Annotated in this window: 13 protein-coding genes; 8 read left to right on the top strand and 5 right to left on the bottom strand. The window is 40.4% G+C overall.

Features of this window, described 5'->3' with window-relative positions; translation table 11 throughout:
* Positions 1-41: 41 nt before the first annotated feature.
* Positions 42-1,175, bottom strand: coding sequence for a PepSY-associated TM helix domain-containing protein (locus tag ND6B_RS09015; protein ID WP_033103563.1), 1,134 nt, complete (start codon positions 1,173-1,175; stop codon positions 42-44).
* Positions 1,176-1,447: 272 nt separating this feature from the next.
* Between ND6B_RS09015 and ND6B_RS09020 the strand changes: the two genes are divergently transcribed.
* Positions 1,448-2,062 (top strand): PQ-loop domain-containing transporter, encoded by a 615-nt coding sequence (locus ND6B_RS09020; protein WP_016899022.1) that lies wholly within the window; start codon positions 1,448-1,450, stop codon positions 2,060-2,062.
* A 65-nt stretch (positions 2,063-2,127) separates the two neighbouring features.
* Entirely contained in the window at positions 2,128-2,916 is a 789-nt protein-coding gene (locus ND6B_RS09025; protein WP_033103562.1) for a PhzF family phenazine biosynthesis protein, read from the top strand.
* Positions 2,917-2,968: 52 nt separating this feature from the next.
* On the opposite strand, the gene ND6B_RS09030 is transcribed toward ND6B_RS09025, so the two are convergent.
* A complete protein-coding gene (locus ND6B_RS09030; RefSeq protein ID WP_033103561.1) occupies positions 2,969-5,479 on the bottom strand; it encodes a zinc-dependent metalloprotease in 2,511 nt (836 codons plus the stop codon).
* 292 nt (positions 5,480-5,771) lie between these two features.
* Here ND6B_RS09030 and ND6B_RS09035 point away from each other — a divergent pair, with 292 nt between their 5' ends.
* From ND6B_RS09035 to ND6B_RS09050, 4 genes are all read left to right on the top strand, one after another.
* Complete coding sequence (locus ND6B_RS09035; RefSeq protein WP_028834707.1) at positions 5,772-6,950, top strand: efflux RND transporter periplasmic adaptor subunit; 1,179 nt, start codon at positions 5,772-5,774, stop codon at positions 6,948-6,950.
* A gap of 13 nt (positions 6,951-6,963) precedes the next feature.
* Positions 6,964-10,095: an efflux RND transporter permease subunit gene (locus ND6B_RS09040; RefSeq protein ID WP_013466226.1), complete on the top strand. Its 3,132-nt coding sequence runs from the start codon at positions 6,964-6,966 to the stop codon at positions 10,093-10,095.
* Positions 10,096-10,372: 277 nt separating this feature from the next.
* On the top strand, positions 10,373-10,948 hold the full coding sequence (locus ND6B_RS09045) for a hypothetical protein (RefSeq protein ID WP_013466224.1): 576 nt from the start codon (positions 10,373-10,375) through the stop codon (positions 10,946-10,948).
* Positions 10,949-11,099: 151 nt separating this feature from the next.
* Positions 11,100-13,172, top strand: a complete 2,073-nt coding sequence (locus tag ND6B_RS09050; RefSeq protein ID WP_033103560.1) for a S9 family peptidase — start codon at positions 11,100-11,102, stop codon at positions 13,170-13,172.
* Between the two features lie 64 nt (positions 13,173-13,236).
* Here ND6B_RS09050 and ND6B_RS09055 read toward each other — a convergent pair whose 3' ends face one another.
* Positions 13,237-13,710, bottom strand: coding sequence for a Dps family protein (locus tag ND6B_RS09055; RefSeq protein ID WP_008112861.1), 474 nt, complete (start codon positions 13,708-13,710; stop codon positions 13,237-13,239).
* 399 nt (positions 13,711-14,109) lie between these two features.
* On the opposite strand from ND6B_RS09055, the gene ND6B_RS09060 reads away from it, so the two are divergent.
* Positions 14,110-14,319 (top strand): hypothetical protein, encoded by a 210-nt coding sequence (locus ND6B_RS09060; RefSeq protein WP_033103559.1) that lies wholly within the window; start codon positions 14,110-14,112, stop codon positions 14,317-14,319.
* Here ND6B_RS09060 and ND6B_RS09065 read toward each other — a convergent pair.
* Positions 14,316-14,921, bottom strand: coding sequence for a PGAP1-like alpha/beta domain-containing protein (locus tag ND6B_RS09065; protein ID WP_028834704.1), 606 nt, complete (start codon positions 14,919-14,921; stop codon positions 14,316-14,318). The two genes, ND6B_RS09060 and ND6B_RS09065, sit on opposite strands and share 4 nt — an antisense overlap.
* Before the next feature lie 184 nt (positions 14,922-15,105).
* Positions 15,106-15,642, bottom strand: a complete 537-nt coding sequence (locus tag ND6B_RS09070; protein ID WP_033103558.1) for a YaeQ family protein — start codon at positions 15,640-15,642, stop codon at positions 15,106-15,108.
* Positions 15,643-15,904: 262 nt separating this feature from the next.
* Between ND6B_RS09070 and ND6B_RS19940 the strand changes: the two genes are divergently transcribed.
* Positions 15,905-16,114 (top strand): AlpA family transcriptional regulator, encoded by a 210-nt coding sequence (locus tag ND6B_RS19940; protein WP_235420485.1) that lies wholly within the window; start codon positions 15,905-15,907, stop codon positions 16,112-16,114.
* Positions 16,115-16,199 lie beyond the last annotated feature (85 nt).

The raw sequence follows: 16,199 nt of genomic DNA, 5'->3' as shown, positions 1-16,199 counted from the left end.
CTCCCTCGTTGGTTTCACTTTACAAGGGAGTGATTGTTTTATCAAGCATTCGCGCTTCGTCGTTGAGTTAAGCGATTTTTGTGTGATTGCTTTTTACGTTTACGGCGTGTGAGCCATAAATAAAAGCCTGTACCAGCGAGCCATACAGGGCTAAGGCCAACAATACACCATAGTATTTTACTGATAAGCCCAGCAAAATAACCAAAGTGTAGTTTTCTAAAACTGTCTATTACTTGCCAACCAGCACCAGCTTCTCGAATATCCCAGTTAGCGATGTGTTCACCTGTTTGCTTATTATAGGTTATGGTATTGGCATATTCACTGGTAAGTGGGTTACTGGTATTTACTTCGCCATAAAGAGTGATATTTTCATCGGGCTCTCGTGGAAAAACTAAAAAAGTTGTATTAAAAGTGGGTATTTGCAGCTTGCTATCATTAAGAATCCGCTCAAAAGAGATGTCGTCACTATATAATTTATTTGTAATAGTGTGGTGCTCTTCTTCTGCGTGTTCTATTACTTCGTGATACCACACTGCACCATTAAAATAACCACCTGTAATCGCTAAAACGATAAGGATAGGTGAGCCTAAAACACCGGTCATCTTATGAATGTCACTGAGTACTATTTGTAACGTTGCGCGCCAGCGTACGCTAAATAGTCGCTGCCAAAATTTGCGGTAAATAATTAAGCCAGTAATACCTAAAGTTAATAAAAATAAAGCAAAAAAGAACCCTAATACGGTGCCTGTTTGCCCTGGTAAACTTTTTAAGTCGTTAAGTAAAAAGGTGTAATGGAGCTCTAAAAACCAGTCGGTAAAATAATGAGTTGTGCTTACGGGTTCTGATAAAACTTCTCCTGTGTATTGGTCTAAATGCAACTTATACCAATCGTCAGTGCCAAGCTTAACCAAATAAAGCCGGTCGGCGGTGGTGTTATTAAAAAGCTCCCAGCTTCCTACTACATACTCAGGAAAGGCTGCTTCGGCTTTATCTATTAATGAGTCCATAGGTAAGCGAGCAGCTTGCTGCTGTACCACAAAGTGTTTGTCAGGCATCAGTAAGCCGTCTATTTCACTTTTAAACACTAAAACACTGCCAGTAATGCTAATAACAATTAACGGAATAATGGCAATTAGCGCCAACCAACTATGAATTTTAAACAGTGTTTTTCTCATTATTTTAGCTTGTATATTAAATTACACGTATGCGCATGATAACAGTTATCATTTGTATTGCAATTAGTTGAAGTGGCGTGCTGTGAAGTTTTAGTAACGGTTTTTGTATACTCAAGTTGCCATCACTAAAAACTAAAGTAAGCGTTAAGCTTGTATAAAACCTAGCCAGCCCTACAATGCGCGCACACAAATAAAGCCTTTAAAAACAGATGTTTAAAAAATGTTTTATTTCTTCCTTTTTATTAACAACAATGTAACGAGCGAGGTTTGCTTTGGCGTATTATTTGCCTATTTTGTCAGTGTTTATTTTGGTTTTTAGTTTTTTACCGCTACTTAATAAAATTATTAAAAACCGCAGTGTATCGGGTGTATCACTGCTAATGATGACATTTGGTTTAGCGCAAAGTGTGTACTTTATTAGCTACAATCTTTATTTTGCTCGCTTTTATATTGCCTTGCCGTTTTTTGCGACAGGATTGTTGAGTGGTTTAATTTTATACTTTTTTGCCCGTTATAATGCCGCTAAACGTCAGAAGCTGCAGTTACTTGGCATGCTTAGCTTTTCGTTATTACCTTTTTTGTTGCTGTTAAACCCTAACCTAGATACTGCCTCTGTGCTAAACGGCTTAACTTATGTGGGCTTAATTATGAGTTCGGTTCGGGTTATGCCACAAACCTATAAAACACTGCGAACAGGGAATATTAGTAACCTGAGTGCGCGCTATTTTAGTTTGCAATTTATAGCAGGTATCTGTGGTTTGTTTGCAGAGCTAGCCATGCCAGTGCAAAGTACTTCGCATATATTAATGTTTATTATGATATTGCTAACTAATGCGCTGCAATTTGCGTGTATGCAGTATTATCGCGTACGTCCTGTGTTGGCATAAAATTATAGTGACCGTTAATTTCATTTGTGGCACTTTGAGTGACCAATAAATAAAAAGTGCCCACTATGAAATTAACTATCCATCAAATCGATGCGTTCAGCAGTGAACTGTTTAAAGGTAATTATGCTGCCGTGATCCCATTGGAGTCTTGGCTTAGTGATGATCTTATGCTGAATATAGCTTCGGAAAACAATGTGTCTGAAACCGCTTTTACTTGTCAGTCGGCAGATGGAAGCTTTTCGATACGTTGGTTTTCGCCATTAATGGAGATTGATTTTTGCGGCCATGCTACTTTAGCGGCGGCCTATGTGCTTTGTGAGCAACATAGTATATCGCAGGTGTGCTTTAGCGCAGAGGCGGTGGGCAAACTGATTGTTAATAAAAATAACGATGGCAGCTTTGCTATGACCTTTCCTAAACAAGCCCCTGAAGAGGTTCAGCTCATCCCTGATGCTCTATTAGCTGGCCTGTCTATACAACCTGTTAAAGTGCTGAAAAACCGCCAAGCTTATTTTGCTATTTATGATAATGAGCAGCAGGTTGTAGATCTGAAAACAACCAATGAACAACTAAAAAAATTAGCCCCATTAGATGTGGTTGCAACAGCACCGAGTGTTGAGTATGACTTTATTTCTCGTTATTTTTGGCCTGCCAGTGGGGGTGATGAAGACTTTGTAACCGGCTCAATTCATACTGGGCTTGCCCCTTATTGGGCAGGGCAGTTTGGAAAAAATTCTCTCAGTGCTTATCAAGCCTCACAACGAGGTGGGAAGCTACACTGTGAAGTGGGCAATACAACAGTGACATTAACGGGTCATGCCGTAAGGTACCTTAAAGGCACTATTTACCTTTGAGTTAGTGTAAAAAAGGCCACGTATGACGTGGCCTTGGTTTACTCAGTGTTATTTATGCTTCTAGCGCTTTGCTAATTAAGCGGTCGATATATTTTTTATGTGCTTTGGTTGCGGTATCAGCGCCCCATGCAACCTTTTTATCGGCTATTTGAGTTAGCTGATATAGCGCGGCTGTTTTCGCTAAGTTATCGTATTTACTTGCTTTTTCTAGGCCTGCAATCGCAATTAACTGATTAACATATTCAATCTGTAAATTATGACTGACTGAATTAGCGGTTTTACTATCAACAAAGATACTTGCAGTTAAATCCTCCATAAATTGCGTAAGGCTGTATTCATTACCATATAAAGCAGTATCTGAAATACGCAGTAACACAGCAGGATGTAGTAGTTGCGCTAGTACACTCTTTTGCATACCTAAAATCATTTTATGCGGTTTAGGGTCTTCGTTTTTACCGTAATGATTAAACCCACGACGCTGCTGCTGCATAAAGTTATACAATGGCTGCATGCTTTGCAGTACATTTGGAGCAAACACATACTCAGCTAAAATAGCCATTGCTTGGGTTTGACGCTCAAGTGGTACCGGTGTAAAAGGCTTTGCTGCATTTTCATCGCCCACGACGGCACGCTCTACATACACGCCACCAATTTGACGAGATACCACGCCTGCTTGTGCACGATACTGGCCAAATAGGCTGTTAGCTGAAGTAACAAGCTGTTGGTAAGACTCACCTTTTACTGTAGCTTTGTCTTTAAGTTCTGCAAAGAGTGTATTGATCAGTGCCATTCTATCTGCGCCGTAAGCTGCAGGGTTAGACGACAAGTCACCTATCATCACGCGAGGGTCTATGTGGCGGCCAGGGGCACGCATGTCGTCGGCATCGTTACCAAAGGAAAGCGCATGTTCGCTTGAGCGAGCGAGTATTTTATCAAGGCGAGCTTGCTCTGCAGCTTCATCTTTAAGCGCTGCGCTGTAGCCGTAATTTATTGCCCAATCATCGTATGGACCTGGTTTAGTTTGGAAAATATCGCCTTGAGTCACACCCGTTGGCGCTATATTTGCTGGCGCATAGTCCATTACCGAGCCGGTAACTATGCCTTGGGTTTTACTTTTGTCGTGAACTTCTTTCTCATCCCACAAAATAGAAGACTTCATGTTGTGATTAAGACCTAGAGTATGCCCTACTTCATGTAAAACCAGCTGAGTTAAGCCTTGGCGTAACATTTGGGTATCTTCAATATCAGCGCCATTTGCTAAGCCCTTGGCCATTATTAGGCTTTGCTGTAATTCATGACCTAAAGAGCAATTGAGTTCTGAATAGTTGGTTGGCTGTGTATGGCTCATCGTGCCTTGAGTATACAGTGTGTCGTATATCCAGCGGTTTTTCATAAATACAAACTCAAGCATAATGTCTGAGCCTAAAATTTCACCGGTTAACGGGTTCGCTAATGCTGGCCCATACCCACCAAACGGTGGTTTGGGTGATGAAGTCCAGCGTAGTACGTTATAGTTAATATCGCCGGCATCCCAATCGGCATCGTCAGGTTGTATTTTCACTTCAAGTGCATTTTTAAAGCCTGCTTTTTCAAATGAGGTGTTCCAAGCAAGTACGGCATCACGCACGGTGTCACGCCATTCAACCGGTGTGGTGTTTTCTATCCACCAGGTAATCGGTTTTACTGGTTCTGAAAGTGCAGCGTTTGGATCTTTCTTTTGTAAATCCCAGCGCTTAATGACATCTTGGTATGGCGCCCAGTCGGTTGACGTCATTTTATCAAACTGATTGGTGAAATAACCAATACGTGCATCATCAAAGCGAGGTTGGTAATTGTTTTCTGGTAAAGCCACAAATGAATGTTGTACTTTTACCGACACACTTCGGGGGTCGCTTACAGCACCTGAACCTCGAACGGTTGGGCTGCTATTGGTAAAAACATAATCAACAACCACATCTAGGTTGTTAGGGTATGGGCGCTGTTTGATGATGCGTGATTTTTTATCGTCTAATTTACCTACTTTAAAACGCTTTTTAGCATTTTTATCGTTCGGGTTAGGCGTAGGAGATACTTTATGTAGCGCTTCACTTAAAAAAAGCTTATTTACATTAAAGGCTATTTTACCTTCTTCTTGTTTTTCTATTTTTATACTTGCAAGCACGGCTTCGCTGATATTAGCTTCACTGGCTTTGGCAAGTGCGCTATTTTCGTTAAATAAGTAGCGAGGGGTTTTACTAATAATATCAATACGATCAAAGTATTTTCTAAATTCAATCAGCTTTGTTTCACGATACGACCCACGAAAATGACCCGCATCAGTTACACCATCAATGGTATGCGCAAAGTACACAAAGGGCGTATCGAGCTGTGATTCGTTTATCACCATTAAGTGATCGCCGGTTTTTTCATCTTGGTAAAGATTAAAAATACCCGCAAATTCGATTTGCCCTTTAATCATTTCAGTTAATGTTTGTGGTTTCTTTTCTTCTTTTTTTTCTGCTGCAACAGCATAGCTGCCACTAAGCGCTATACTCAGCGCCAAGGTAAGTGTGGTTAATTTCATCGTTTAGTCTTTTTTAGTTGTTAATGTAATTTTACTGTACGGTGTGTCATGCTTTTTCGCACAGTATGATTAATAAATACTAACCTAAAGTGATTAGCTTTATGATTTATAATGGTAAAAGATTGTAACAATACATTTATAAAGCGGCTTAACAGTGCTTTTGACTTACCTTTTATTTGCTGAAGAAGACCTTATTTATACCTTTTTGTAACAGTTGCTTACAAATGTCACGTTAATGTTTCATTAAGCTTTGGTATCATAGTGCTAATAGTAATTTGGGAGAAATAAACAGATGCAAGGTAATGTACTTAGATGGGCTTTTCCATTTGTAGCACTGGCATTAGGTGTTGCTGGTTTTGTTGCAATTAATGCGATTGCAAAAGAGTCAGACAAAAAAGAAGTCATAGACACTCGACCAACGGTGCAAGTTGAAGCCGTTTCCGCTAACGATCATCAAGTTATCATTAATAGTTATGGTGAAGTGCAGCCACTAGAAAATACCCAACTTTCAGCGCAAGTGTCAGGTGAAGTAGTCAGCTGGCATCCAAGCTTTGTGGCGGGTGGTGTTGTGGGTCGCGGCGAAACCTTATTTACTATTGAAAAAGATAACTACGAGGCTGCGGTATTGCAAGCTGAAGCTGAACTTGCCCGCGCTCAAGCGATGTTAATTGAAGAGCAAGCGCAAGCCAAAGTCGCAGAAGACGAAGCAAAACGTTTCCCAAATAAAGCACGTACAGATTTATTTTTACGCAAACCACAAGTGCTGAGTGCGCAAGCATCAGTTAAGTCGGCGCAAGCAGCATTAAAAAGAGCCCAACGCGATTTAGACAATTGTGAAATCACCGCACCTTACGATGCATTAGTTGTTAGTCGGAATGTGGGGGTTGGCCAGTTTGTTAGTATGGGCGCTCAAGTTGCCGAGCTGAATAATATTGAAACCGCTGAAGTGATTATTCCGATTGCAGGTTTTGACAGTGTGTTTTTACCTGAGCGCGTTAAAGGGGTAACGGCAACCGTTATTAAAACAGGATTCAATGGGTTTACTCGCCAAGCAGTAATAGACCGCGATTTAGGGATTGTTGATAACGCGACTCGCATGAGCAGTTTAGTGGTAAGAATTGAAGATCCTTACGGACTGACTAATCAGCAGCCTGCAATTAAATTTGGCACTTATGTACAAGTAAACTTTGCCGGCACTATGCTCAATAATATTTATCGTTTACCGCAAGAGTTAGTAAATAACCAAACCGTGTGGATAGTTAATGATGAGCAACAGTTAGAGCCGCGTAAAGTAAAAGTGATTCGTGAAGAAGGCGAATATTTTTATATTAGCGATGGCTTACAGGCCAACGATAAGCTCGTTACCACCTTACCGGAATACCCTCAAAAAGGCATGGCAGTAAAAATAGCCGGTTTAACAGAGACTAAAAATACAGATGCAGCAGAAAATGCATCCACTGAAAAACTTTAAGGTAGGGTGAGTTATGAATAACACAGAACAGCCCAATACAACCAAACAAACAGGGTTAATTGCTTATTTTGCTAACAACTCTGTTGCTGCCAATTTAATGATGTTTTTTATTATTGTAATGGGGCTTATAAGCTACTTTACCATTCAGCGACAAATGTTCCCTAATATAGAAGTTAACTATATTACTGTAAATGCAAACTACCCGGGGGCGTCGCCACAAGAAATTGAAGAAAGTATCTTAATAAAAATTGAAGAGTCGCTAAAAGATATAACAGAGATAAAAAAAGGGGTATATCGCGCTTTTCGTAATGGGGGTTCTGCCAGCCTTGAAATTAATACTGACGCAGAGCTTACCGACGTTCTCGATAAGGTAAAACTGCGAGTAGATGGTATCGCGACTTTTCCTGCAGGAATGGAGCCGGTTACCATTAGCCAAATAGAGTTTCGCCAAGATGTAATTGGTATGACGCTCGTGGCTGACCTACCGCTAAATGAGCTTAAGCCAATCGCAAATCAGGTTGAAGATGAACTCTTGCAGTTATCGAATGTATCTTTAGTGGTAAACGATGTGCCACTGGATGAAATTGCCATAGAAATAGAGCCCGACACACTGCGCCAATATAATTTAACTTTATCGGATGTAGCAAATGCGGTACGTCGTTATTCGGCTAACTTTTCAGCCGGACAATTAAAAACTGATGCGGGTGTTATTTCGGTTCGGGTAGAAAATCAGTTTTATTCTGGTGAAGAGTTTAGGCAAATTCCGGTAAAAATTGGCGCCAATGGTGCCAAAGTGCTGCTACAAGATATTGCTATAATCAAAGATCAGTTCGTTGAAGGTGAGCGTTACTTTAAATTTAATGGCGAAAACGCGGTTTATTTATCGGTAAAAGCCACCGAAGATCAAAACATTATTCCGGTGGCCGATTCGGTTAAAGCGTATATTGATCAAAAAAATAAAGAACTGCCATTGGGTGTACGTATAGAGCCGCTAATGGACTTTACTTACTATCTAAATGCACGCTTAGACATGATGAAAGCTAATTTGCTGCAAGGTGCAATTTTAGTCGCTATTATGCTTTCGTTATTTTTACGTTTTAAGCTCGCACTGTGGGTAATGATTGGTTTACCAGTGTGCTTTTTAGGTGCGATGATGCTGATGCCGTTATTTGGTATCACAATTAATATTGTGTCTTTATTTGCCTTTATTATGGTGCTGGGGATTGTGGTGGACGATGCCATTGTCATAGGTGAAAGTGCCTACACCGAAATAGAAAAAAAAGGCGGCGGTGTTGTTAATGTGGTTAATGGCGCTAAACGAGTGGCAACCCCTGCCACCTTTGGTGTACTAACAACCATTGCGGTATTTGCGCCGTTTACGCTTTCAAGCGGCCCTGAAAGTTCCTTTTTTATAGGTATTTCAGTGGTGGTGATTTTATGTTTAATATTTAGCTTGATTGAATCTAAGCTGATATTACCGGCGCACATTGCGCATACTCACTTTTCTCCTATTAACCCTGACGGTTGGCGAGCACGCTTTAATAAGCGCTTTTTTGGCTTTGTAAATGGGCCGTATAGGCAGTTTATTGTTAATTGTATAAAGTGGCGTTGGACGGTGCTGTTTAGTTTTATTGCGCTACTAATTTTCACCTTTGCGTTAATATCGTCAAACCAGGTGAGAATGATCCCATCGCCTAAAGTGCCGCATGACTTCCCGCAAATTAATGTTGAGATGAACGATAACGTATCAGACATTCAAACTATTAATGCTATTCGCCAAATCGAAGCCATGGTGCTTGAAATAGATAAGCAAACCGAGCGCGAAGAAGGGCAAAAGATGATTCGCGATGTATTGGTATTTAACCAAGGTCGTACAGAGGCGCAGTTATTAGCGCCATTGGTTGATGAAGATTTACGCCCTTATAATGCCTTTGAGCTTTCGCGCCGCTGGCGTGAAGCGATGCCTAATATTGCGGGCGTTAAATCGTTAACTATTCAGGATGATGTTGGCGGTGGAGGTGGCGGCGGTAACGGTGAGTTTGGTTACTTGCTGTATGGCTCTGATATCGATACATTGAATGAAGCAGGGCGTCGCTTTATTGGATTATTGCAGCAGCAAGAAGGCTTATTTGATATAAGCTCTACCATTGACCCTGCTAGCAAAGAAGTACAAATGAGCTTAAAACCAGTCGCCTTTGACTTAGGGTTAGATTTGGCCTCAATTGCAAATCAAGTCGGTGCCAGTTTTTATGGTGGCGAGGCGCAACGTGTTATTCGTCGCGGTGAAGAAGTACGGGTGATGGTACGTTACCCTAAGCTTACTCGCGAAGCGTTTTCATCGCTTAAACACGCGGTTATCACTACGCCCCAAGGCAAAGAAGTATTGCTAGGAGATGTGGTTGAGCTAACTGAAACCCCTGGTATTAGTTATATTCGTCGTGAAGGCGGTTATCGCACTGTTTATGTGTATGGCAACATTGATGAGGAAGTGATTGAGCCAGGCGAAGTGGTTAAGCAAGTAAAAGAAAATTTACTACCACAACTGTTGGACGAATACCCAAGTGTTAAGTCAGAACTAGGTGGCGCAATTGAAGAGCAACAAGCGCAAGCTAATGAGCAATTGTTATTTTTTGCTGGTGGTATGATTTTAGTTTATATATTACTTGCCGTGCCGTTAAAAAGTTACTCACAACCTCTCATTGTAATGTCGGTTATTCCATTTAGTTTAACGGGGGCAATATGGGGTCATTTTTGGTTTGGTTTAGATATTAGCTTAATGTCGGGCTTTGGTTTAATTGCTGCTGCAGGGGTGGTTATTAACGACTCCTTAGTGATGACTGATTTTATTAATCAGGCGCGTCGAGCTGGTATCAGTATAAAAGATGCGGTTATTGAAGCAGGCTGTGCACGCTTTAGGCCCATATTACTTACCTCAATTACGACCTTTGCAGGGGTATTGCCGATTATGTTTGAGACCAGTTTACAAGCCAAATTTGTAATACCTATGGCGGTAGCTCTGGGCTTTGCGGTTATGTTTGCAACACTGATCACCCTTATTTTGGTGCCGTGTTTGTATATTATTTTAACCGACATAGGCGCGCTATTTAAGCGCCCGTTCGCAAGTAAAAAAGCGAGCGTAAGTTAACACCACCCAGATCATGTAGCTGAAAAAAGCCAACCGTTTATAAAGCGGTTGGCTTTTTTGTTTTATGCTCATTAGTGCAAACTTTAGTATTGTTTTTAAACTCTGGTTACATTCTTTTGTTTGATTATTGCAACATTGCGAATTACAATCAGTCGGTATTGGTATTACACAATGGTTTTTAGCCTAATACTTTAGTTAACGCATATTAGCTCACGAGCTAGTTTGCCTGTTGAAAGCCATATGTTATGGGCGACGTTTGACTCTTTAAGGTTTTGCAGTGTTTATACATTCATCATTAACATGTGGAGAATGGTTAACTATTGGTTGTCTTGGGCTCGATCAGTATAGCCAGCTCTTTGTTGGTGATACGGTTAGTGTGAGCTTTTACGATGAGCATGGCGAATTAACTCAGCTAGCGTTTGATTATGAAATACTCTCTCCAGAGCAGGGCGAACCGCATGCTTGGAGTTTGCTGGTGGTTGAGCATATTAATATGCATATTCCGCTTGTGTGCGCTGGCAGAATGACAGAGCAAGGATTGGTGGTTGCGTACCGACATAACAAAATATTTGCACTTGAAAGCAGTGGTATTTGTAGCGCGGTGGTTCACTTTAATCGCGCTGAAAAAAATAAAAAATTAATCACAGTCAATAGCCTTGGATACGACGCGGTTTATCCTCAAAATGGCGATATGTACAGTGCGGGCACCAAAGTATTACAGCCAAAAACAGGGCATATATACCAGTGTAAGGCATGGCCATTTAGTGAGTTTTGCCGTGTGAATGAGAATAGCGCTATGTTTGAGCCAGGCGTTGGTGAAAGCTGGGCGATGGCTTGGCAGCAAATACAGTAAATCAACTTCCCTTAGGTATAACGACAACAATAAAAATTCTCGTAGTTTTTAGTTATCGAATTTATACCGCTTTAGCCCACTCAACTATGAGTGGGCTTTTTTATTTTTATGATAAACTGACCGCCATTGTTATTTTTTAAGCGGTTTTTTTGTGTCTTCTTCTGATTATTCTTTAAGCTTATTACCTAATTTCCCTGTTGCTAAAAAGCAAGCTCATGCGCTGACTACTCATGCTAAAACACGCAGTGATGATTATTATTGGATGCGCGATGATGAGCGACAAAATGCCGATATACTCGCACATTTAGCGCAAGAAAATGCCTATTGTGATGCACAATTAGCTGCCATTAAGCCACTACAAAATACATTATTTGAGGAGCTTAAAGGTCGTATTGTAAAAGACGATAACACTGTACCGGTAAAAGACGGCCAGTATTGGTATCACTCAGAGGTTCGCGGAGATGATGAATATGCGCGTCATTATCGCAGCCGCAGTATGACAATGGCTGATAAAGAACTACTACTTGATGTTAATGAACTTGCCAATGGCTATGAATTTTATGAGTTAGGGGAAGTGGCACTAAGCCCCAACGAGCAATTAATGGCTTACTCTGAAGATACCGACGGCAGACGGATATACACAGTACGGTTTAAAGATTTAAGCAGCAATAAAATGCTCGACGATGTACTTGAGATTACCGAGGGGCAAGTTGTTTGGGCGAACGACAATAAAACCGTATTTTATGTAAAAAAGGATTTAAAAACCTTATTGGGTTATCAAGTTTTTAGACATGAACTAGGGACTGAGCAACACCAAGATGTACTGGTATACGAAGAGCAAGACAGCAGCTTTTTTATGGGCTTAGGTAAAAGCCGTGATGAAAGCTTAATTATTATTGATTTAGCGAGCACAGAAACTAACGACATGTGGGTGCTTGATGCCAATCAACCGCAAGGTGAGTTTACCGCTTTAATGCCGCGCGAAGAGGGGCATGAATTTGATATCGATAAGCTTGGTGATATTTTTTATATAGTGACTAACTGGCAGTCCAAAAACTTTAGATTAATGACCGCAACAAGCGACACCATTACTGATAAAAACCAGTGGCAAACACATACCCCTCATCGTGAAACTGTATTATTAGAAGGCGTTGAACTATTTAACGACTTTTTAGTGCTTAGCGAGCGCGAACAAGGCCAAGCACGCTTTGTTGTGGTTAATAAAAACGGCGAGCGAATGAACCTTGAGTTTGATGATCCTTGTTACTACGCCGCTATTGCGATGAACCCAGAGCCAAGTGTAACCCATGCACGCATTTACTATTCAAGCTTAACAACGCCAGGCTCGCTCTATAATGTTGATTTAACCACAGGCGAAAAAACCTTACTTAAACAACAAAAAGTACTCGGTGACTTTAACGCAGAAGACTACCAGTCAGAGCGGCTTATGGTAAGCGCTCGAGATGGGGCAAAAGTGCCGGTGTCGTTGGTATATCGTAAAGATAGCTTCATAAAAGATGGCTCAAATCCGTTGTTTCAATATGGTTATGGCGCGTATGGGATCACCATAGATCCTAGCTTTTCGAGTACGTCACTGAGTTTACTAGACCGTGGCTTTGTCTATGCGATTGCGCATGTGCGTGGTAGTGAAATGCTAGGGCGATCATGGTACGAACATGGTAAAAAACAGTATAAACAAAATAGCTTTCATGACTTTATAGATGTAACCAAAGCGCTCACTGAGCAAGGATATGGCAACAAAAGTAAAGTGTTTGCCTCTGGTGGCAGTGCTGGGGGGTTATTAATGGGAGCTGTGGTAAATCAAGCGCCTGAGCTTTACTGTGGAGTGGGCTGCCATGTGCCATTTTTAGATGTACTCACCACAATGTTAGATGAAAGCATTCCGCTTACAACAAATGAGTATGATGAATGGGGTAACCCAAATGACCCCCATTTTTACGACATTATTGAAGCGTATTCACCGTACGACAATATTAGTGCGCAACACTACCCCAATATACTGGTGACAACCGGTTTGCACGACTCACAAGTACAGTATTGGGAACCAATGAAATGGGTGGCTAAAATGCGTGAATATAAAACCGATGATAATATTTTAGTGTTTAAAACCGACATGGATGCAGGACATGGTGGGGCATCGGGTCGCTTTAAGAGCTTAGAGGAAAAAGCGCTAGAAATGGCCTTTTTTATCGCTTTGTCATAGCCCGTAAATGATTTTTACAAAAAAGCCTCAGTAATAACTGAGGCTTTCTATTTTTTAAAATAACTTAATCTAGGTAGGCTTTTAACATCCACACTAGTTTTTCTTGCTCTTTAATGTAGTCACTCATTAATGACGCGGTACCTTCATCATCAGCTTCAGCGGCTTGTGCAAGAATATCGCGCTGCATTTTAATTAAGCTGCTGTATCCGGCAAGTAAGTTCTCTACTGCGGTTACGCCGTCGCTGATCCCTTTTGCTTCTTTAATTTCACTTACTTCTAAGTAATCTGAAAATGCATGTAGCGGTGCACCATCAAGCGTTAAAATACGTTCTGCGATTTCATCTACTTTTAACAGTAGTAAGTTATAAATTTCTTCAAACTTTAAATGTAATTCAAAAAAGTTTCGGCCTTTAATATTCCAGTGAAAACCGCGCGCATTCATATATTGAATTTGATAGCTGCTTAAAAGCGTATTCAGTGACTTAATAATATCTTCACTTTTTGTACTGTTTAAACCAATTGCATTTACTTGCGACATACATTGCTCCTTAAAGAACCGTTTTATGAATTTGTTTACACCTTGCTCAATACAGTCAGTATTACCTAAGATGGTGTATTAATAAAATCGTTTATACATATTGGTGTCATAGCTAAAAGCTATCACCGTAGCTCGACTTTTTAAATAAGTTAGCTAACGCTGTTCAATAGATATGGGTTGTGTTTATAAAAATACTACCTTGAGCAGCGAAATTGTTTATTTTGTGAGTACAAAATATGATCTAAAACAAGCTTTTGACAGGCGCAGCGCACACTTATTTTATTTATTGATGTAGGTCAAAAAACGCTCATAAGTAAAGCGCATAATCACTATAACCCAACTTGATAGAGATCACTTTATTGAGTTAAGGGGCTACTTGATTAGATGCGGAGAGAAATTATGGAAGCTAAAACACGTAAAGAAAATAAAGCTGAACTCATCGTTATTGGTATTGCTTTGCTAGGGTTTGTATTAGGGTTAGTTGCGCACTTAGCGGGTGCAAGTTTTGCAAACTCTGATGCCCTTGGCTATATTGCTGCACCAATGCCCTTAGTGCTAGGTATTATATTTTTGATCAGCTACAAAGTGGCGGCTGCAGCCGAGGACTAAATGTCCTCATTCAAGCGCTCAAGAATATAATTAACGACTTGGCGTGAGTAAATCATACTGGTATGGCTTAAGTGAAATACCTTATGTTCGGCCATACCCTTTAGCTTGGTTTCATCTAATAATACGGTGCCATCAGAGCGGCTGCCTTTTACAATGAGTGGCATTAAGCCAATCGGTAAGTCGCCGGCAATGCTATATAGCTTGGCTTTAAAAGGCCAATCACCATTCTTAGAGAGTAAAAACTCAACGCTATTTTTTAATAATAGCTCGAACCCTTTTTGCTGCATTTTTTCAGCAATATGGCTGCCAGTATGTGGCGTTCCTAAGGTGATTACCTTTTCAACATGATGACTTGGCGCTGAGTTTGCCTCTAAATAGGCGCGAGCAACTAAGCCCCCCATAGAGTGACACACTAAAGCAGAAGGCTCGTTGCCAATAAATTCATCTATTTGCGAAAAAATAGCATCCCGATTAGGGTCACGCGTATTGTAGGTAAGGTTTAAAACTTTCACCCCCGACTCCTCCAAGCGTGAGCACAACGGGCGCATAACCAAGCCAGACATATATAAGCCATGTAAAACAATAACGTGTTTAACTTTCATACGCCCCCTAATACCAATTTTATTAAAAACATGATCATTCTAGCGTATTAAATAATCCGCTACCTACGTTAAAAATTATTTATATAGAACAACTATATGTCACAATTTTCGCCTTGTTACCGACTTATTTACTTGTCGCTATAATAGATAACTAATTTAATGCAATTGGTATAACCTATTCTAGTTACATTAATTGCTGAGGTTTTATCTCAATGTTAGTGGTGTCGGTATTAACCCAAACTTCACCATCTTGAATGGTAATAGCCAATTTAATATTACGATCAACCAACGCAGCTAATAACTGAGTAGCAGCATAATCAAGGCTAAAAATGCTTAAGTTTTTAAACTCGTACAATTTAGGCTGATGCTTTTGCCACCAAATAGCTTGGTTATTCTCGCCATAGGTATATAAAATTACTTTTTTAGCTTTATTACAGGCTTTTTTAAGGCGCTTTTCATCTGGTAACCCCAGCTCAATCCACAGCTCTATTTCTTCACTGTAATTGACATGCCAAAGCTCCGGCTCATCATCAGCGCTTAACCCTTTGGTAAACTCTAAACCATCACAGCTATTAAGTGCAAAAGCGAGTAAGCGGATCATCAACCGCTGATCTGTTTCTGATGGGTGTTGTGCCAAGGTTAAATTAAAATCTTGGTATACGTGACGGTCCATATCGCTAAGCGATAACTGCGCCTTCATGATGGTAGATTTGAGAGCCATAGTGTCTTATATGAAAAAATTTGCGTCAGTATAGCGCAATAATACCCAAACCACCTCAAGATACAGCGCTCAGCGTTTATGAAACGCCCAAGGGTTGGTTTCAAAGCGATTGATACTGCGTTATTGATTTTAACAATAGAACCACTATTATTTTCAATCAATGCCTTGGCTAAATCGCTTTTAATTCCAACTGAGACTCAGGTCTTAAGGTGGTTTGGGTATAGAGACTTGCCAGTTAAAATTATATACTCTGTAAAGTTAGGTGCTAATAACGAACCTGAGAAATTCCACGCGTTTAATCAAATTAAAAGAAGTTATTCAAAAAACATCACTTGGCCATTCAAGTATTTATAAGTTTATTTCTGAAGGCACATTCCCAAAGCAAGTATCGCTTGGTGCTAAATCTGTAGCCTGGTTAGAGTCAGAGGTTGATGATTGGATAATGGAGAGATTAGGGGAAAGAGATAACTAAACCCAGAACTGTCTTATAAGCTGGGAAGTCCAATCTATATAAAAGAAAATAACATAAAGCTCGGGCTTAATACCCGAGCCTTTAT

Origin of the sequence: Pseudoalteromonas sp. ND6B, assembly GCF_000764215.1 — a bacterium.
Taxonomy (GTDB): Bacteria; Pseudomonadota; Gammaproteobacteria; order Enterobacterales; family Alteromonadaceae; genus Pseudoalteromonas; species Pseudoalteromonas tetraodonis.
This window is presented reverse-complemented; position numbering and strand designations above follow the sequence as displayed.

What these genes read in the sequence shown, in the direction of transcription:
- ND6B_RS09015 (WP_033103563.1), bottom strand. Translation starts at nt 1,175, where the DNA reads ATGAGAAAAACACTGTTTAAAATTCATAGTTGGTTGGCGCTAATTGCC.
- ND6B_RS09040 (WP_013466226.1), top strand. Translation starts at nt 6,964, where the DNA reads ATGAATAACACAGAACAGCCCAATACAACCAAACAAACAGGGTTAATT.
- ND6B_RS09025 (WP_033103562.1), top strand. Translation starts at nt 2,128, where the DNA reads ATGAAATTAACTATCCATCAAATCGATGCGTTCAGCAGTGAACTGTTT.
- ND6B_RS09035 (WP_028834707.1), top strand. Translation starts at nt 5,772, where the DNA reads ATGCAAGGTAATGTACTTAGATGGGCTTTTCCATTTGTAGCACTGGCA.
- ND6B_RS09030 (WP_033103561.1), bottom strand. Translation starts at nt 5,479, where the DNA reads ATGAAATTAACCACACTTACCTTGGCGCTGAGTATAGCGCTTAGTGGC.
- ND6B_RS09060 (WP_033103559.1), top strand. Translation starts at nt 14,110, where the DNA reads ATGGAAGCTAAAACACGTAAAGAAAATAAAGCTGAACTCATCGTTATT.
- ND6B_RS09065 (WP_028834704.1), bottom strand. Translation starts at nt 14,921, where the DNA reads ATGAAAGTTAAACACGTTATTGTTTTACATGGCTTATATATGTCTGGC.
- ND6B_RS09055 (WP_008112861.1), bottom strand. Translation starts at nt 13,710, where the DNA reads ATGTCGCAAGTAAATGCAATTGGTTTAAACAGTACAAAAAGTGAAGAT.
- ND6B_RS09070 (WP_033103558.1), bottom strand. Translation starts at nt 15,642, where the DNA reads ATGGCTCTCAAATCTACCATCATGAAGGCGCAGTTATCGCTTAGCGAT.